The sequence below is a fragment of the Pantoea cypripedii genome (assembly GCF_011395035.1).
GTDB lineage: Bacteria > Pseudomonadota > Gammaproteobacteria > Enterobacterales > Enterobacteriaceae > Pantoea > Pantoea cypripedii_A.
In genome coordinates, this window is record NZ_CP024768.1 from 501,911 (window position 1) to 518,952 (window position 17,042).

Genomic DNA, 17,042 nt, shown 5'->3' on the forward strand with positions numbered 1-17,042 from the left:
GCATCATTCTGCGTATTTGGGCGCTTTTTTTTGCTTCGGACGTCCTTTGCGTTTCCGCAGACGCTGAGTCTTAGGATCAAAATAACGGCTTGGCCAGATCTCCGCAGGGTGGACATTCAACGCGTTGGCGATCAACCATTCTCCCTTGGGCCAGGAACGGGAAATAGCATTCGCCAGCGTCGATGAACTCAGGCCTGACTTACGTGATAACGCCGCCATTGTGGTTCCTTTCTTACGCAGCTGTGCAATGATGTCTGCCGGGTGCCAGTCTTGTTTCCATGCATGCATAAACGTTCTTCTCCATGTCCATGTCATCTTCTCATCCTGTGGATGAATGATTCTTCCCAGGGCAGGTACATCTGGAAAGATATGGAACTATATAGCAAATACATTCCATAAGTTTCCAGTAAAATCGTAACTATTGCTTGTAGCTGAGAAGTGTTTCGCAAAAGAACTGCAAACGATGCAAATGGCGAACGAGGGAAGTGGGAGCAGGCAGGCAAGGGGCCAGGGTTGGCCCCACAGGGATTAATAATCGCGTTGTACAGACATGTGGGCTAAAGCTTCAAGTGCACTACGCCATGGGGTTTCTGGCAGCACTTTCAGGGCAGCAATCGCTTTGTCGGCTTCTTCTTCCGCGCGCTGACGCGTCCATTCCAGCGAACCACATTGCCGCATGGTTTCCAGTACCGGCTCCAGTAAATGGCGACCGTTACCTTCTTCAATCGCATGGCGGATCATCTGTGCCTGTTCGGGTGAACCGTTACGCATCGCATGCAGCAGGGGCAGGGTGGGTTTGCCTTCGCTCAGGTCATCGCCGGTGTTTTTGCCCAGCGTCTCGCCATCAGCACCGTAATCCAGTAAATCGTCAATTAACTGGAAAGCGGTGCCAATATAACGTCCATAATCCTGCAAGGCTTTTTCCTGCGCTGGGGTGGCCTCGGCCAGCACCGCCGATGCCTGTGAAGCGGCTTCAAACAGGCGTGCGGTTTTGCTGTAGATCACCCGCATGTAATTTTCTTCAGTGATGTCCGGATCGTTGACGTTCATCAACTGCAACACTTCGCCTTCGGAGATGACATTCACCGCTTCAGACATCAGCGCGAGGATCTTCAGGGATCCCATGCTGGTCATCATCTGGAAAGCACGGGTGTAGATAAAATCACCTACCAGCACACTGGCGGCATTGCCAAATGCCGCATTGGCCGTGGCTTTACCACGGCGCATATCGGATTCATCCACGACATCGTCATGCAGCAGCGTGGCGGTGTGGATAAATTCGATCAGCGCCGCATTGGTGATATGTTGCGAACCCTGGTAATTCAGTGCACGTGCAGACAACACGGCTATCATCGGGCGAATGCGTTTTCCACCGCCGCCAATGATGTAATGGCCCAACTGGTTAATCAGCGAGACATCTGAATTCAGCTGGTCGAGGATGGTCTGGTTGACGGCCGCCATGTCCTGCGCGGTTAATTCGTTAATCTGTTCTAAGTTCATTCGTCTGTTCAGCTATGACTCGTTTTCGGCATGGTAAGCGCTTTTACCCAGCGTGAGTTCAGGTAATCTGTTACTGATTGTACTTGAAAAATCGGGTTGATAAACGTTTGCATTCATCCTGCGCTTTTTTTCTGCAAGAGAGTGCAAAGTGCACTTGTCTTCTGCCGGAGATTTGCGTAGAATTCGCGCCCTATTGTGAATATTTATAGCGCCGCCTGATTAACAGAAAGGCATGCGCAGAAGCGGAGTTTTATATGTACGCGGTTTTCCAAAGTGGTGGTAAACAACACCGAGTAAGCGAAGGTCAGACCGTTCGCCTGGAAAAGCTGGACATCGCAACCGGTGAAACCATCGAGTTTGACCAGGTTCTGATGATTGCAAATGGCGAAGACGTGAAAATCGGCGCGCCACTGGTTTCAGGCGGTGTGATCAAAGCAGAAGTGGTTGCTCACGGTCGTGGCGAGAAAATTAAGATCGTTAAGTTTCGTCGTCGTAAGCACTACCGTAAGCAGCAAGGCCACCGTCAGTGGTTCACTGATGTGAAAATCACTGGCATCAGCGCCTAAGAGGAGATCTGACAAATGGCACATAAAAAGGCTGGTGGCTCGACTCGTAACGGTCGTGACTCCAATGCAAAACGTCTGGGTGTAAAACGTTTCGGTGGTGAATCTGTTCTGGCAGGTAGCATCATCGTTCGTCAGCGTGGTACTAAATTCCACGCCGGTACCAACGTAGGCTGTGGTCGTGACCACACCCTGTTTGCTACCGCAGACGGCAAAGTGAAATTCGAAGTTAAAGGTCCGAACAACCGTAAATACATCAGCATCGTTGCTGAGTAAGGTTGTCGTGACGCAGACGGTTAACGTCTGAACGAACGAATGAAAGGCCCCGCAGCTTTGCGGGGCTTTTTACATTCTGTTGCGGAGTGCGTGTAAGCCCTGCATCCTCGCGCAGATTGCTGTACAATTTATGTACACATGGCATTGCCAATCCTGTATTATCCGCCGCCGGTCAGCGCAGAAGACCCTGGCGGACCCGTTCGTCGTCAGAGATCTGCCGCGAACGACAGTGTGACGGAGATAGAAAATGAAGTTTGTTGATGAAGCGACGATCCTGGTGGTCGCGGGTGATGGCGGTAATGGTTGCGTTAGCTTCCGCCGCGAAAAATACATTCCGAAAGGCGGCCCGGACGGCGGCGATGGCGGCGATGGCGGCGATGTCTACCTGCTGGCGGATGAAAACCTCAATACCCTGATCGATTATCGTTTCGAAAAATCTTTCCGTGCTGAACGTGGTCAGAATGGCCAGAGCCGTGACTGCACCGGCAAACGCGGTAAAGATATCATCGTTAAAGTCCCGGTAGGTACGCGTGTTATTGACCAGGGCACCGGCGAAACGCTGGGCGATATGACCCGCCACGAACAGCAACTGATGGTTGCCAAAGGTGGCTGGCATGGCCTGGGTAACAGCCGTTTTAAATCTTCGGTTAACCGTTCACCACGCCAGAAAACCATGGGTACACCAGGTGAAAAACGTGACCTGCAGCTGGAGCTGATGCTGCTGGCTGACGTCGGCATGCTTGGCTTGCCGAATGCCGGTAAATCGACCTTTATTCGCGCGGTTTCTGCAGCTAAGCCGAAAGTCGCAGATTATCCGTTTACCACCCTGGTGCCGAGCCTTGGCGTGGTGCGTATGGATAGCGAAAAAAGCTTCGTGGTTGCCGACATCCCAGGCCTGATTGAAGGTGCTGCGGAAGGTGCGGGCCTCGGTATTCGCTTCCTGAAACACCTTGAACGCTGCCGCGTCCTGCTGCACCTGATCGACATCGCACCGATTGATGAGTCGGATCCGGTTGAAAACGCGCGCATTATCCTTGGCGAGCTGGAAAAATACAGCGATAAACTGTATCAGAAGCCGCGCTGGCTGGTGTTTAACAAAACTGACCTGCTGAGCCGTGAAGAAGCGGAAAGCCGCGCTAAAGCCATTGCAGACGCGTTAGGTTGGGAAGAGAAATACTATCTGATTTCTGCTGCCAGCCGTGATGGTGTCAATGAGCTGTGCTGGGACGTGATGAGCTTCATCATCGCCAATCCGAAAGAAGCGGAAACAGAAGAGAAGCAGCCGGAGAAAGTGGCCTTCATGTGGGATGATTATCACCGTGAAGCCATGGAAAACGCCCAGGAAGTGGAAGAAGACGACGACTGGGATGATGACTGGGACGAGGATGACGACGAAGGCGTCGAAATCATCTATCAGCGTTAATCTGCGTTATCTCAGCGGTATAAGTTAAGATCTGATCTGGCAGTGACTTCGGTCACTGCCAGATTTTTTTTGCGTCGGATGTGAGTGCCAGCAGGCAAGATATCCAGTCGCGCTGCTCCACCTTTCCCTTCATTTGCATTTTGTGCATCAGGCACCGTTTCGCAACGAGGTATTGTGCCAGGATCGCCATTGATCAGCACAGCCAGCACCAGCGACCAGGATAAGGACGCTTCGGCAATCACGCCCGTGTATTTAAAAGGAACCTAAATGCAACCTGTCGAAAGATTAACGCCTTCCGCTCCTTCTTCAATTTCTGCACCCGCGAATATGCCAGCATTCACATCAACGCTAGCTAAAAAAATATCTTTTGTTGACCAGGCGAATATATCCGACGTTCCGGATATGAATAACCCCCTCAATATAAAACAGGAGCCCGGTGAAGAGGATGCTGTGAATCTTTACCATCAGCCTCGTCCCGGAGAAATGCCAGTCTTGTTACATAAAGATGATGAGCTGGAAGCATTAGGGATCAGGCAGGGGCCATTGCGGGAGGAATTAATACATATTGATGCAGACAATTTAGAAATTAATGTTGCTGATAAAAAACTCCTGTCGAAAAAAATCATAGCTTCCGCGACACGGCAGATACGTAGCCTCGTTAAGGATATTCAGGAAGGGAGGGCAGGAAAGGCTGGTGCGGGTTGTTACCATCTATTTAGTGATGAACAACACCCTGAATTGGGTTTCGGCTTAAAGGCTGCCAGAACTATCAGGTTAGGTGAGGTTTTACCGGATTTGTATGGTGGATTTATTCTCAGGAATAGCGCGCAATGTGGTGAAATGTATGCCAGCGGCGACAGCCATTGTCCAACGTATTTTTTTGAGACTCAGGGCCACAGACCCAGATCTAAAAGTGGCTTTCGACGAAAGCCGGTAAATGTATTTAGTGGCATTGCAGGGCATCTGAAAAACACAAGTCTGGCCTTTGTGAATACGGCCCAGGTCCAGGATGATAGAGTCATTCCTTCTGATAAAAATAACCTGATGGCGATGCGGGCGGGAAAAAATATTATTGTTTATATGGCCATTCGTGATATCGAAAAAGAGGAACCATTACTGATCAATTATGGCCCCAGATACAAAATAATCAAACACCACCCACCTGTAATTAAGACAGAAGCAGAGGACTTCTCTGCTGGAGAAGGACGACCAGAGGAGCTTCCCCGTGGATTATCATGGCTGGCGGAAAATATTGGCAATGCAGACAGCTGGGTCGATGCCAGCTTTGAAGTGTTACCGCAGTTGATCGCGTTATCAGACAGTTTTCGTAAACTCAATGCCCTGCTGGTTATTACCAAAAGAGATCCAGAGGATGATGAAAAATGTCAGGGTGATATGGTGGTTTCGGTTATTGATTCCTCAAATGGTGAGGTTGTGGATCATAAAGAAATCATTCATTCAGGCCGTAATCTGGCCGTTATTCAATATGTCCCGTATGAAAATCATTATAATGCGCTTTGGTCCCCCGTGGGCAATGTACGTTTTACCCTGGCAGATGATGTTTACCGGCTGGATACGAAAAAAAGCCGGGTACAACTCATTGGTAAAACCGGTTTTTGTATGACGGATGCTGCAGCTTTTGCGTTATTCAAAGGACGCAAGGATAAAAACCTCCAGGGTAAACCGCTGACGGATACGATGATAACGGGTATTTATGGTCATGATTTACGGGAAGATATAAGAAAACTTATTCAAAACCTGCCACACAACAACAGACAGTTAGCGGAAGATTTAGAAAAAAGGATCCAAAGTATAAAGTCTTTTGAAAAAGAAACAGAATCTAATGAAGATGCATCAGTAACGGCACAGCTTCCCCCGCAACAAAAAGGTGTAATCACGGCTGATATTTTAAGGGAATTCAAAAAAATACCCGTATCACAGAGAAGCAGAAATAAATTTATTAAACAACATCGTCTGGTGCCTGCTACCGCCATGAAATACATTACCTTTGGCGGTAAGTTGACCTTACGCGCGCAACAACGCATTCAGTTGTCTGAAGGGCATAAGTTCGCCAACCCCAAAGAAGCCATTAATGATTGGCTGAGCAAAACGGATGAAGAACGCGCGAAACCTGGAGCAAGAGAAGCGTTAGCAAAAAAATATAATGTCCTTTTTGAAACGCTTGATTCTGTACTTCGTAAACCAGGGATTAACGCTCGTGGCATGAAAAGTCTGCAAAGAATAGAAAATTACGCCCGCAATCAGATAGAGGGACAAAATTATTTTAAACCCGAACATATGAAGGCGTTGAAAGAACTGTTAGTGAAAAATAATTCTGAACTCTCTCAGGAAAACTTGCTGGCATTTTGCTTAAAAAATAATCTCGACGAGAGTAAGCTCCATTATTTTTTTGCCGATAATAAATTTACCGCCCGTGGCAGAATGGTGCTTAACCGGCAGCCTGGTCAGGATGACAGGATAACCGCCGATCTTATCAGGGAGTGGATAGATATGGGGAATGTTCGAAAAAATTATGGTACGGCCACCACTTTTTGTGAAAAAAACAATATCAGCCGTTATACGTTGCAGGTTTATGCCACCACAAATGGTCTAAAAAAACCAGGTGAAAAAATTATGAAAATCGAACAACAAAACGAAGAGATGATAGCGGCAATGCGGAAGTGGGCGGCACTCACCCAGGAAGAGCGTAATGAAAGAAACTCTATTGAAAAATTCAGCCGTAAATACAAAGTAAGCTATGAACCTTTCCGGCAAAAGGTGATGGTCAAAAACGTGTTTAAAGATGATGGGAAGATTTTCTTACTGGGGCGCGGGATAACCAAAGAGGAAATTAATGCCTTAATTGCTCAGAGTGGGGCACCTGAAAAACCCTATTCTTTTAAAAGGATTACGACGGATATCATTGACGGATATAAAAAATCGACCAAAGAATATAATCAGCAAGCGTTCACCGAATATTGTGATCAAGTGGGAATACAGGTAAGACGGCTGGTGCGCTATATCGGTTTTACTGGCAAGCTGACGCTCAGAGGCAAAGCAAAATATAAGAAGAAGTCGTTTGCCGCCACGGGTAAATAATGAAAGGTGAGCACCAGGGTGCTCACCGATATTCTAACCCAGCACCGCCACTGTCAGGCGGGTACTACAGCACAACTGATCGCGTCCATTGCGAATCTCAATCTGCCAGCATTGATTACGCGCGCCAAGATGCAGCGGGCGGCAGATACCGCGCACTTCGCCGCTGCTGACTGCGCGATGGTGGCTGGCGCTCACCTCTATACCCACCACGCTTTTTCCCTCTTCCACGCTGAGATAACCGGCAATCGACCCCATCGATTCCGCCAGCACCACCGACGCACCGCCGTGCAGCAGACCAAACGGTTGCTGCGTTCGCGCATCCACCGGCATGGTGGCTTCGAGGTAATCGTCGCCAATCACGGTAAACACAATGCCGAGATGGGCCACCAGCGAGTTTTCACCGACTTTGTTGAGTGCATCCAGGTCGAACGATCGTTTCCAGATTGCCATGCATCAGGCTCCCAGTGTTGCGCCACCGTCGACCACAATATCCTGCAACACCACATGGCTGGCAAGATCCGAAGCGAGGAACAAAATGTTGGCCGCGATCTCCTGGGGTTTTGCGATCTTGCGCAACGGGATCCCCAGTTTGTACTGATCCTGGAAGCCGTTGATCATCTCCTGCTCGGCTTCCGGCGTATGCCACAGGCTGCGCTGCATATCGGTATCGGTAGAACCGGGTGAAACGATGTTGCAACGCACGCCGAGCGGGGCCATTTCCAGGCCGACGGTGAGGCACAGGCTGCGCAATGCCGCTTTTGACGCGCCATAGGCGGACATGCCGAGACGCGGCGCATGGGCGGCATTGGAGGCGATAGTGACGATGGCGCCAGCACGCTGCTGGCGGAACACCGGCAGCGTTTGCTGGAACATATTGAATGCCCCGCCCGCATTGACGGCCAGGCATGCCTGCCAGTCCTCAAACGCCAGTTCTTCGGTGCTGCCGATACGCAGAATCCCGGCACCATTCACCAGCACATCGAGACGTGGTTGTTCGGCCAGCAGTCGCTGGCAGACGGATTTCACCTCGGCGGCATCAGCCACGTTCATCACCTGGCAGGAGAAGGGATATTCCGGCTGATCAAAACGCAGATCGAAGCCGACTACCTGCGCCCCCGCCTGATGAAAGGCGAGGGCGGTATGGTAGCCGATACCTTTACCGGCACCGGTGACCCAGACAATTTTCCCGCGGAAATCGAAAGGCAGGCTCATTACGCACGCTCCCGTGACAGCAGCGCCCACCAGCCATCAATGCTGGGGTTTTTGGCGAGGCTGACGAAATCGATATCGCTATGCACCTGACGCCAGCGAGCGGCCAGTGCCATCACCCGCACGGAATCAAGACCATAATCAATCAGGTTCTCATCATCTTCCGGCACATCATCATCTTCCAGCAGCGGCAGGATCAGCGCACGCAGATCATCTTTGGAGAGTGGTAACGGCATCAGATCAGCGGTCATCACCACTTTGCCGCTGCGGCCTGCGGTGTAGGTCAGCGCCATCATATGTTCTTCACGGGTGAAGTCAGCCAGCGCATCCGCCACCATAAATGGCTGGATGTTGCGCATAAAGGCATCGGTCGCGGTGGTCAGGCAGCCAATATGGGCGTAAACGCCAGTAATGATCAGCTGATCGCGGCCCATCTCTTGCAGGATCGATTCCAGCGGTGAACGGTGGAAAGCGCTGTAGCGCCATTTGGTCAGCACCTGATCATCCTGATCCGGGGCCAGCGCATCGACGATCTTCTGTTGATCGGGATGTTTGTTCAGGCCCGGTCCCCACATATCGTTGAGCAGCGCGCGATCCTCATCGCTCTGCTCATTTGGCTGCGCGGTGTAGAACACCGGAATGCCTTGTGCTTTGCAGTACGCACGCAGACGCGCAATGTTTTCGACGACCTGATTCACCAGCGGGCTGTTTTCGCCCCAAAAGTTAAGGAAATAGGCCTGCATATCGTGAATCAGCAGTGCCGCGCGTTGCGGCTCCAGGCTCCACTTCACCTTGTTGACAGGCAACTCGGTAGCGGTTGGCAGCGGATAAGCGGTCAATTTTGGAATAGCCATACAATCTCCGGAACAGGTCAGGCTTGCGCTTGTTGATCGGCAAGCTGTTGGCGCAAACGTTTTTTATCCACCTTGCCAACCGGGGTCAGCGGCAGGGCGTCTACGCAGGTAATACGATCGGGTAATTTGAACTCGGCAACGCCCAGCTCGCGCAGATGGCGACGCAGCGCCACCGGTTTAATCGGCTGGCTGGCGACGATAAAGGCGCAGCTTTTTTCACCCATCAGCTCATCGTTCATCGATACCAGCGCGGCGTGGATCACATCCGGGTGCCGTTGCAGCAGGTTTTCGATCTCTTCCGCCGCGATCTTCTCGCCGCCACGGTTGATCTGATCTTTCTCGCGCCCCTGCACGGTGATGTAACCCTGTGGGTTGATCTCAATCAGATCGCCGGAACAGTAAAATCCGTCGGCATCAAAGCTGGCGGCGTTATGCTCCGGGCTGCGGTAGTAGCCACGGAAGGTATAGGGTCCGCGCGTCATCAACCGGCCCACTTCACCGTTCGGCAGGGCATTGCCCTCGGCGTCAGCCACCCAGACTTCATCATCGTCAGAAATCGGGCGACCCTGGGTGGTGAGGATGGTTTTTTCGTCATCATCGAAGCGGGTGTAATTCACCAGGCCTTCTGCCATGCCGAACACCTGTTGCAGCCTGCAACCGATTTCCTGCTGAATCCGCGCGGCGAGGGTTTCACCCAGCTTGGCACCGCCTACCTGCATACGTTCGAGTGAAGCCAGCTGTTTATTGCTGCCCCATTCCTGAATCGCCTGCAACCACAGGCTTACCGCCGGGGGGACGAGGCCGGTGTCGGTGATCTGATGTTTTTCGATGAGGGGAAAGCACAGCGTGGCGCTGGGATCGGCGGCCAGCACCACCTGGCCACCGGCATAAAAGACGCCGAGTGCGCCCGGAGAGCTCATCGGGAAGTTATGCGCAGCAGGTAACGCCACCAGATAACGGGTGCGATCCGTCACGGCGCAAATCTCAACGCTGCCACGAATGCTGTAGTAGTAGTCATTGTGGGTGCGCGGGATCAGTTTTGGCGTGCCGGTACTGCCGCCTGAAAGCTGGAAGAATGCTACTTCATCACCGGCGCTCGGCGTCGGTGAAAAGTCACCGGCAGCTTCAGCCAGTAATGCTTCGAGAGTGTTTTCCGGCTGATGATCGTTGCGCAGGATCACCTGTTGCAGCGACGGATGCGAGCGGCACAGCGTAGCGATAAAGCTGTCATCGGCAAATAGCGGATGGCTGCGGTCGGCAATCAGCAGCACCGGTTCAATCTGCGCAGCATAGGCGGTCAGTTCGGTACGCTGATGGCTGAACAGCGCATTGACCGGTGCCACGCCGATTTTGAACAGGGCAAACAGCGTCAGGTAAAAATCTGCCACGTTGCCGAGTTGCACCAGCGCAGTATCGCCGGTTTTCAGGCCGCGACGTTGCAGCGCCGCCGCCAGATTGTCGGTCAGCTGATGCATTTCGCGATAGCTGATGTGACGATCGCCATCGATAACCGCGATAGCATCATTGTGCTGCTGACGTGCCAGGATGTCGGTCATCGGCACATCGAGCCAGTAGCCTTTCTCGCGGTAACGCGCGGCCAGGGTGTCCGGCCAGCGGTTGTAGGGAATACTCATGGTCTTTCCTTTATTGCAGTCCAAAGGCGCGCAGCATGGTATCCAGCTTCACGCCGGTTTCACGCCATTCTGATTCAGGTTGAGAGTCGGCAACGATGCCCGCACCGGCGAACAGACGTACGTGCGTATCGTGCACCGTGCCGCAGCGAATAGTGACCACCCATTCGCCATTGCCTGCGTCATCGCACCAGCCCACAATGCCGCCGAATAACTGGCGATCAAATGGCTCCAGCGTCTGGATCAGTTGCTGAGCGCGCTGATGCGGGAAACCGCTCAGCGCCGGGGTCGGATGGAGCAGACAGGCCAGCGACAGGGCATTGTCGCGCTCGTCCTGCACTTCGCCGTCTATCTGGGTGGCGAGATGCCATAAGGTGGAGGTGGTAATCAGCGACGGTACCGTCGGCACCGACAACCGGCGACTACGTGGTTGCAGTGTGCCGCGCATCGCATCGGTCACCAGCTGATGTTCGTGCCGATCCTTACCGGAGTTCATCAGGGTGTCCCCAGCGGCTTGATCACGCTGGCTATCATTATCACGGCGAGCAGAACCGGCCAGCGGGCAGGAGCTGAAATCACGTCCGTGCTTACGCAGCATCAGTTCCGGGCTGGCACCGAGCAGTACCCCGCCTTGCGGCAAGGGCAGATGGAAATGGTAGCTGTTGGGGTTTAACGCCATCACCCGCTGCATCAGTGCAGCGCTATCTACCGGTTGTTCCGTGACGATATCCATCAGGCGCGACAGCACCACCTTGTCGAGATCGCCCCGTTGGGTGGCGGCAACCGCCTCGGCCACCATGTTGAGAAAGACATCGTGATCCGGTATGGCCGCGCGGCGACGCACCTCGGGCAGCGCACCGGGTGTGGCGGGCAGCGCGGCCAGCAGATCGGCGCGTTTAAAGGTTTGATGTGATTCAGGAATAAATAGCGCCGCAGGCTGGCTGGCATCAAACGGGATGGCACCCACCAGAATCGGTTTCTCAATACCTTGCTTTTTAGCCGCAGCGAAGTGCTGACGCAGCTGCTGCTGAAAATGCCCCTGTAAATCGGCAGCATCCTGCACCGGCTCAGTCAGGGTGGTGTAACAACCCTGCGTCACCAGGCTCTGCCAGGGAGAGGTAAAAAGGAATCCGCGACAAAGGGCGGAAAAATCCTTCAGCCAGGCATTTTCAAACGTGGACGATTCCACCATAATTTTCACCTATAAATGATAAGATTATTAAGAATGATTATCATTTTTATTATGGTCTGTAACCTACGTCGAATGGGCTAAATAGTCAATCGATTCGCGGGTGCTCAGTCATCTTTAGGCGCTTTCCGGCGCGCACGCCGGACGCGGAAATATGCTAAATGGTGGTTAAAAACTTATGAATAAATGCGGTTTATGGGGCACGGTTGTCCTGTTGTTCATTTTGCAGGCGTTCAGCAGCATCGCGCGTGCCGACCAGGGCTGGCCGCGCAAGATTCAAACCGAGCAGGGCATCGTCACGCTCAGCAAAGCGCCGCAGCGCATTGTCTCGACCAGCCTCACGCTGACGGGGTCGCTGCTGGCGATTGATGCGCCGGTGATCGCCTCGGGGGCGACTGCACCCAACAGCCGTCTTTCTGACGCTCAGGGGTTCTTCCGTCAGTGGGGCGAGGTGGCGAAACAGCGTGGTGTGAAGCGTCTGTATATTGGTGAAGCCAGTGCAGAAGCCGTTGCGGCGGAAGCGCCGGACCTGATTATCGTCAGCGCCACCGGCAATGACTCCGCCATCAAGCTGGTAAGCCAGCTGTCTGCCATTGCCCCGACCCTGGTGATCAACTACGACGATAAAAGCTGGCAGGATCTGGTGACGCTGCTCGGTGACGCCACCGGCCATGAAGCACAGGCGGCTCAACGTATTAAGGCTTTTGACGATCGTGAAGCGGCACTGAAAAAAGCCATCACGCTGCCACCGCAGCCGGTTTCCGCCATGGTGTGGAACGGTGACGGGCGTGCGGTGAATCTGTGGACGGCAGAATCCGCTCAGGGAAAATTGTTGCAGCAGCTCGGTTTCACGCTGGCGATGCCTCCGGCCACGATTCAGCAGAGTCACAGCATGGGGCAGCGCAAAGATATCATTCAGCTATCGGGTGAAACCGTCGCCAGCGGCCTGACCGGGCACAGCTTCCTGCTGTTTGCTGCTGATGATAAGACCACGCAATCGGTGCTGAGCAACCCTTTCCTGGCACAAAACGAGGCGGTGAAGGGCAAGCAGGTGTATGCGCTGGGGGCTGATACCTTCCGCCTTGATTACTACAGCGCCAGCAATCTGCTGGCGCGTCTGGAAAAGTTATTCGTTAAATCATGATGCGTCTTCCGCCAGCGTCGGCGCTGGCGGTTGATAGCGGCGTAAACGTCCCATCAGCAGCCACATCAGCACACCCAGCAAGGCCGCCGCGCAGCCAAACATCGTTGCAGCCTGCTGTGGCAGCAGCCAGGACCCCATCGCACCAATCATCGCCGCCCCCAACGCATCGCCGGTGACATTCTGCGCCGTCCACAAACTGTTGATACGCCCAAGGAGTGCATCCGGCGTTAACGCCTGGATCATGGTGTACTGCACCAGGCTGGTAATCGAGCTGAAGTAGCCAAATGCCACCAGACACAGCAAAGCCAGGGGGAACGTTGGCATCAGGCCAAACAGCCCCAGCGCAACGAAAGCGGTTATCGCGCTGCTGATAATCAACAGCCCCGGACGGCTGGCGTGTGCCAGTCGGCCACTGGTTAATGCACCGACCGCCGCGCCGAGCGGCACGGCGGCAAACATCAATCCCAGCCGGTCCGCGCTGACCTCCCAGTGTGGCGCCAGGGCCGGGTACAGCACACGGATGGCACTGGCCAGCGTCACCAGCGCGCCGATCAGCGCCGCCATGCCCACCAGCGGTGTGCTGAACAGGAACTGCACACCGGTTGCCAGTGATTTCAAGGGGTTCTCACGCGGTTGCGGCGGTATAGGTAATACCGGGAGTTTGAGCAGCGTCAGTACGGTCAGCAGCGTACCCGCCGCTGCCAGCGCGAAGTTCCACACCACGCCGCCGCTGGCGATCACCATGCCGGCGATTGCCGGGGAGAGAATTGAGCCGAAACGCACGGTCAGCATGGTCAGGGCACCCGCCTGCATCAGGTTTTCGCGTCCAACCAGTGCCGGTGTCGCGGCCAGCAGCGCGGTCACGCCAATCGCACCAAAGAAGCCATCCCACAATCCCAGCAGATAAACCGCCATCAGTGAGGGGTGTGGCAATGCCGCGTTAATTGCCAGCCCGACAAAGCCAAGGCCGCAGGTAGAACGAGCGAATAAAATCAGTTTCTTACGTTCATAACGATCGGCCAGCACGCCCCCGGTCAGCAAACCGATAAACATGCCGCAGGCCGCCACGGTCACCCCCAGACCGACCAGCCAGGATGACGCCGTCATCTGCTGAATTTGTACCGGTACCGCCACTGCCAGCATGCCGAGGGCAACAATCGAGATAAAACGGGCGATAAACACCGCGCGAAACGCCGGGTGAGATTTAAGCAGGGAGAGATCAATAAAGTGGGAGGGTTTGTTCATATCTTTGCCTTTTTGCACCAATTTTCCTCATCTTCCGTGAGGCGAGTCATGATAACATAGACAAATACGAGTAATAACGATAACAAATATCATTATCATATTTCCCTTACGCACGCGAAAACGTTGTTAAGTAGAAGGTTCAGAACGCTATGCGCCAGACTCGTGCACTCGCAGGATCAGGGATGCTGCTGGTGCTCCTTATTGCCCTCAGTTTAATGCTGGGGGCAAAATCTATCTCTTTTTCCGATGTTTATCATTCGCTTACTTCAAGCTGCTCTGACGCGGATTGCGTGATTGTGCGCGATGCGCGTCTGCCACGAACGCTGGCAGGATTGCTGGCGGGTGTCGCGTTGGGGCTGGCAGGCGCATTGATGCAAAGCCTGACGCGTAACCCACTGGCCGATCCGGGTATTCTCGGGGTGAACGCCGGGGCGGGTTTTGCTGTGGTGCTGGGCATTGCGCTGTTTGGTGCCGACACACCGGTCGCATGGCTCGGGTTTGCTTTTGGCGGCGCGCTGCTGGCTTCGCTGCTGGTGGCGATGACCGGGGCGATTGGCGGCGGACGCGTGAATCCGGTGCGTCTGACCCTGGCAGGCGTGGCACTGGGGGCGGTACTGGAAGGGCTAACCTCGGGGATATCACTGCTCAACCCTGACATCTACGATCATCTGCGTTTCTGGCATAGCGGCTCGCTGGATATCCGCAATTTCACCATTCTGCGTACTCTGTTTCCTGCCGTGCTGGTGGGTAGCGTGGTGGCTTTTTGCCTGTCTCAGGCGCTTAACAGCCTGAGTATGGGCGGCGATATGGCGACGGCGCTGGGAACCCGCGTGGCGCGTACTCAACTGCTCGGGCTGCTGGCGATTGCGCTGTTGTGTGGCGCGGCGACGGCAGCAGTGGGACCGATCGCGTTTCTCGGTTTAATGACGCCGCATCTGGCGCGCTGGCTGGTGGGGAATGACCATCGCTGGTTGTTGCCCGCCACCGCGCTGGTGACGCCGATCCTGCTACTGGCGGCAGATATTATCGGTCGCCTGCTGGTGCCCGGCGAGTTGCGGGTGTCAATCGTCACCGCGATGCTCGGTGCGCCGATGCTGATCGTGCTGGTACGGCGCAAATTAGGGCGAGGTGCGGTATGACACAGCGCTCACTATGGCATGCTCTCTGGTTGCTGCTGGGCTGCGGGCTACTGGCTTTTCTGGCTCTGACGCGCGGTGCGCTACCGATCACTGGCGAACAGCTGTGGCAGGTGCTGCTGGGGGAGGGTGCCAGCAACGTGAAACTGATCCTGCTGGAATGGCGCTTGCCGCGTGTGCTGATGGCGCTGCTGATTGGCGCGGCGCTCGGCATCAGTGGCGCGATTTTCCAGTCGCTGCTGCGTAACCCGCTCGGCAGCCCGGATATTTTAGGTTTTAACACCGGGGCCTATAGCGGTGTGCTGGTGGCGCTGGTGTTGTTTAATCAAAATGCCTCGGCGATAACCTTCGCCGCGCTGCTGGGCGGTATTATCACGGCTGCGCTGGTGTATGTGTTTGCCTGGCGTAATGGGGTGGAAACCTTCCGTTTGATCATTGTCGGCATCAGCGTGCGTGCCTTGCTGATGGCGCTCAATAGCTGGCTGATTATCAGCGCTTCGCTCGAATCTGCGGTCAGCGCCGGTTTATGGAGTGCCGGGTCGCTCAACGGCATCACCTGGGCGAAGACGCCGCCGGTGATTGCTGTGCTGTTGCTGAGCTTGCTGCTGGTGGCACTGCTGGCGCGGCGGATGCGTTTGCTGGAAATGGGGGATGACACCGCCTGTGCGCTTGGCGTACCGGTTGAACGTAGTCGCCTGTGGTTAATGTTGCTCGGCGTGGTACTGACTGCGGCCTCAACGGCGCTGGTCGGGCCGATTTCGTTTATCGCCTTACTGGCACCGCAGATCGCCCGTCGTCTCGGCGGCGGCATGCCACTGACCGCGCTTTGCGGTGCGTTGCTGTTGATCGCTGCGGATTTTGCCGCGCAGCACCTGTTCCTGCCTTATCAATTACCGGTTGGCGTGATTACCGTCAGCCTCGGCGGACTTTATCTGATTGCTTTACTGGTGCGGGAGGCGCGACGCCAATGACCGAAATTCCTTCACGTCTCTATGGCGAAGGGCTGACGCTGGGCTACGACAAAAAAGTGGTGGCGGAGAATTTGTCGGTGGCGATCCCGGAGGGGGAGCTGACGGTGATTATCGGCCCAAATGCCTGCGGAAAATCGACCCTGCTGCGTACCCTGAGCCGCCTTAATCCTCCGCTGAAAGGCCAGGTTTTTCTCGATGGTGATGCCATCAACCGCTATCCCACGAAAGAGGTGGCGCGCCGTCTCGGCCTGCTGCCGCAAAGTTCCAACGCCCCGGCGGGGATCAGCGTCACCGAACTGGTGGCGCGCGGACGTTATCCACATCAGCAGCTGTTTGGCCGCTGGCGTGCCGAAGATGAGGCGGCGGTACAGCAGGCGATGCTGGCGACCGGCGTGGCTGACCTGGCGCAGCAGCAGGTGGATACGCTCTCCGGTGGACAGCGTCAGCGGGTGTGGATTGCGATGGTGCTGGCACAGCAGACGCCGTTATTGCTGCTGGATGAACCCACCACCTGGCTGGATATTACCCATCAGATTGAGCTGCTGGAGCTGATGCAGGATCTGAATCAGCAGCACGGACGTTCGCTGGTGGTGGTGTTGCATGACCTGAATCATGCCTGCCGTTATGCCACGCACCTGATTGCGATGCGTCATGGACGGATTATTGCCGAAGGGAAACCGGCAGAAATTGTCACTCCGGCGCTGATTGAGCAGGTTTATGGCCTGCGCTGCGTGATTGTGGAAGATCCCGTGGCGCATACGCCGATGATCGTACCGCTGGGACGACCAAAGGCGTAAGGCCG

The 17,042-nt window shown here is 54.6% G+C and carries 16 protein-coding genes; 8 read left to right on the forward strand and 8 right to left on the reverse strand.

Going from position 1 to position 17,042, the window contains the following annotated elements; translation table 11 throughout:
* Window positions 1-3: 3 nt before the first annotated feature.
* Window positions 4-288 carry a helix-turn-helix domain-containing protein gene (locus tag CUN67_RS02270; RefSeq protein ID WP_208717051.1) on the reverse strand — a complete coding sequence of 95 codons (285 nt, stop codon included), beginning with the start codon at window positions 286-288 and terminating at the stop codon, window positions 4-6.
* 240 nt (window positions 289-528) lie between these two features.
* The gene (gene ispB / locus CUN67_RS02275) at window positions 529-1,500 is read right to left on the reverse strand and encodes an octaprenyl diphosphate synthase (protein WP_208713833.1); all 972 of its coding nucleotides are present in this window, start codon (window positions 1,498-1,500) and stop codon (window positions 529-531) included.
* A gap of 254 nt (window positions 1,501-1,754) precedes the next feature.
* Here ispB and rplU point away from each other — a divergent pair, with 254 nt between their 5' ends.
* From rplU to CUN67_RS02295, 4 genes are all read left to right on the forward strand, one after another.
* Window positions 1,755-2,066, forward strand: coding sequence for a 50S ribosomal protein L21 (rplU, locus tag CUN67_RS02280; RefSeq protein ID WP_013507673.1), 312 nt, complete (start codon window positions 1,755-1,757; stop codon window positions 2,064-2,066).
* Window positions 2,067-2,081: 15 nt separating this feature from the next.
* Window positions 2,082-2,339 (forward strand): 50S ribosomal protein L27, encoded by a 258-nt coding sequence (gene rpmA / locus CUN67_RS02285; protein ID WP_017349604.1) that lies wholly within the window; start codon window positions 2,082-2,084, stop codon window positions 2,337-2,339.
* 247 nt (window positions 2,340-2,586) lie between these two features.
* Window positions 2,587-3,762: an Obg family GTPase CgtA gene (gene cgtA / locus CUN67_RS02290; protein WP_208713834.1), complete on the forward strand. Its 1,176-nt coding sequence runs from the start codon at window positions 2,587-2,589 to the stop codon at window positions 3,760-3,762.
* 267 nt (window positions 3,763-4,029) lie between these two features.
* Window positions 4,030-6,861 (forward strand): SET domain-containing protein-lysine N-methyltransferase, encoded by a 2,832-nt coding sequence (locus CUN67_RS02295; protein WP_208713835.1) that lies wholly within the window; start codon window positions 4,030-4,032, stop codon window positions 6,859-6,861.
* Window positions 6,862-6,894: 33 nt separating this feature from the next.
* Here the strand turns inward: CUN67_RS02295 and CUN67_RS02300 are convergent, their stop codons facing one another.
* From CUN67_RS02300 to CUN67_RS02320, 5 genes are read right to left on the reverse strand one after another with little or no spacing between them, the layout of a single operon-like run.
* Window positions 6,895-7,311 carry a hotdog fold thioesterase gene (locus CUN67_RS02300; RefSeq protein WP_208713836.1) on the reverse strand — a complete coding sequence of 139 codons (417 nt, stop codon included), beginning with the start codon at window positions 7,309-7,311 and terminating at the stop codon, window positions 6,895-6,897.
* A 3-nt stretch (window positions 7,312-7,314) separates the two neighbouring features.
* Complete coding sequence (gene dhbA, locus CUN67_RS02305) at window positions 7,315-8,073, reverse strand: 2,3-dihydro-2,3-dihydroxybenzoate dehydrogenase (RefSeq protein ID WP_208713837.1); 759 nt, start codon at window positions 8,071-8,073, stop codon at window positions 7,315-7,317.
* Window positions 8,073-8,924, reverse strand: coding sequence for an isochorismatase family protein (locus CUN67_RS02310; RefSeq protein WP_208713838.1), 852 nt, complete (start codon window positions 8,922-8,924; stop codon window positions 8,073-8,075). Before CUN67_RS02310 ends, dhbA begins: the two co-directional genes overlap by 1 nt.
* A gap of 17 nt (window positions 8,925-8,941) precedes the next feature.
* Window positions 8,942-10,558, reverse strand: a complete 1,617-nt coding sequence (locus CUN67_RS02315) for a (2,3-dihydroxybenzoyl)adenylate synthase (protein WP_208713839.1) — start codon at window positions 10,556-10,558, stop codon at window positions 8,942-8,944.
* A 10-nt stretch (window positions 10,559-10,568) separates the two neighbouring features.
* Window positions 10,569-11,747 (reverse strand): isochorismate synthase, encoded by a 1,179-nt coding sequence (locus tag CUN67_RS02320; protein ID WP_208713840.1) that lies wholly within the window; start codon window positions 11,745-11,747, stop codon window positions 10,569-10,571.
* A 175-nt stretch (window positions 11,748-11,922) separates the two neighbouring features.
* Here CUN67_RS02320 and fepB point away from each other — a divergent pair, with 175 nt between their 5' ends.
* Window positions 11,923-12,888, forward strand: a complete 966-nt coding sequence (gene fepB / locus CUN67_RS02325; protein WP_208713841.1) for a Fe2+-enterobactin ABC transporter substrate-binding protein — start codon at window positions 11,923-11,925, stop codon at window positions 12,886-12,888.
* Here fepB and entS read toward each other — a convergent pair.
* On the reverse strand, window positions 12,883-14,133 hold the full coding sequence (gene entS, locus CUN67_RS02330; protein ID WP_208713842.1) for an enterobactin transporter EntS: 1,251 nt from the start codon (window positions 14,131-14,133) through the stop codon (window positions 12,883-12,885). The genes fepB and entS overlap by 6 nt on opposite strands.
* Window positions 14,134-14,315: 182 nt before the next feature.
* On the opposite strand from entS, the gene fepD reads away from it, so the two are divergent.
* Genes fepD through CUN67_RS02345 form a run of 3 tightly spaced genes read left to right on the forward strand, consistent with a single transcriptional unit; the run spans window position 14,316 to window position 17,037 of the window.
* On the forward strand, window positions 14,316-15,272 hold the full coding sequence (gene fepD, locus CUN67_RS02335) for a Fe(3+)-siderophore ABC transporter permease (RefSeq protein ID WP_254711372.1): 957 nt from the start codon (window positions 14,316-14,318) through the stop codon (window positions 15,270-15,272).
* Complete coding sequence (gene fepG / locus CUN67_RS02340; RefSeq protein ID WP_208713844.1) at window positions 15,269-16,240, forward strand: iron-enterobactin ABC transporter permease; 972 nt, start codon at window positions 15,269-15,271, stop codon at window positions 16,238-16,240. Before fepD ends, fepG begins: the two co-directional genes overlap by 4 nt.
* Entirely contained in the window at window positions 16,237-17,037 is an 801-nt protein-coding gene (locus tag CUN67_RS02345) for an ATP-binding cassette domain-containing protein (protein WP_208713845.1), read from the forward strand. The genes fepG and CUN67_RS02345 overlap by 4 nt, the downstream gene beginning before the upstream one ends.
* The last annotated feature ends 5 nt before the right edge of the window (window positions 17,038-17,042 follow it).

What these genes read in the sequence shown, in the direction of transcription:
- CUN67_RS02270 (WP_208717051.1), bottom strand. Translation starts at nt 288, where the DNA reads ATGCATGCATGGAAACAAGACTGGCACCCGGCAGACATCATTGCACAG.
- ispB (WP_208713833.1), bottom strand. Translation starts at nt 1,500, where the DNA reads ATGAACTTAGAACAGATTAACGAATTAACCGCGCAGGACATGGCGGCC.
- rplU (WP_013507673.1), top strand. Translation starts at nt 1,755, where the DNA reads ATGTACGCGGTTTTCCAAAGTGGTGGTAAACAACACCGAGTAAGCGAA.
- rpmA (WP_017349604.1), top strand. Translation starts at nt 2,082, where the DNA reads ATGGCACATAAAAAGGCTGGTGGCTCGACTCGTAACGGTCGTGACTCC.
- cgtA (WP_208713834.1), top strand. Translation starts at nt 2,587, where the DNA reads ATGAAGTTTGTTGATGAAGCGACGATCCTGGTGGTCGCGGGTGATGGC.
- CUN67_RS02295 (WP_208713835.1), top strand. Translation starts at nt 4,030, where the DNA reads ATGCAACCTGTCGAAAGATTAACGCCTTCCGCTCCTTCTTCAATTTCT.
- CUN67_RS02300 (WP_208713836.1), bottom strand. Translation starts at nt 7,311, where the DNA reads ATGGCAATCTGGAAACGATCGTTCGACCTGGATGCACTCAACAAAGTC.
- dhbA (WP_208713837.1), bottom strand. Translation starts at nt 8,073, where the DNA reads ATGAGCCTGCCTTTCGATTTCCGCGGGAAAATTGTCTGGGTCACCGGT.
- CUN67_RS02310 (WP_208713838.1), bottom strand. Translation starts at nt 8,924, where the DNA reads ATGGCTATTCCAAAATTGACCGCTTATCCGCTGCCAACCGCTACCGAG.
- CUN67_RS02315 (WP_208713839.1), bottom strand. Translation starts at nt 10,558, where the DNA reads ATGAGTATTCCCTACAACCGCTGGCCGGACACCCTGGCCGCGCGTTAC.
- CUN67_RS02320 (WP_208713840.1), bottom strand. Translation starts at nt 11,747, where the DNA reads ATGGTGGAATCGTCCACGTTTGAAAATGCCTGGCTGAAGGATTTTTCC.
- fepB (WP_208713841.1), top strand. Translation starts at nt 11,923, where the DNA reads ATGAATAAATGCGGTTTATGGGGCACGGTTGTCCTGTTGTTCATTTTG.
- entS (WP_208713842.1), bottom strand. Translation starts at nt 14,133, where the DNA reads ATGAACAAACCCTCCCACTTTATTGATCTCTCCCTGCTTAAATCTCAC.
- fepD (WP_254711372.1), top strand. Translation starts at nt 14,316, where the DNA reads ATGCTGCTGGTGCTCCTTATTGCCCTCAGTTTAATGCTGGGGGCAAAA.
- fepG (WP_208713844.1), top strand. Translation starts at nt 15,269, where the DNA reads ATGACACAGCGCTCACTATGGCATGCTCTCTGGTTGCTGCTGGGCTGC.
- CUN67_RS02345 (WP_208713845.1), top strand. Translation starts at nt 16,237, where the DNA reads ATGACCGAAATTCCTTCACGTCTCTATGGCGAAGGGCTGACGCTGGGC.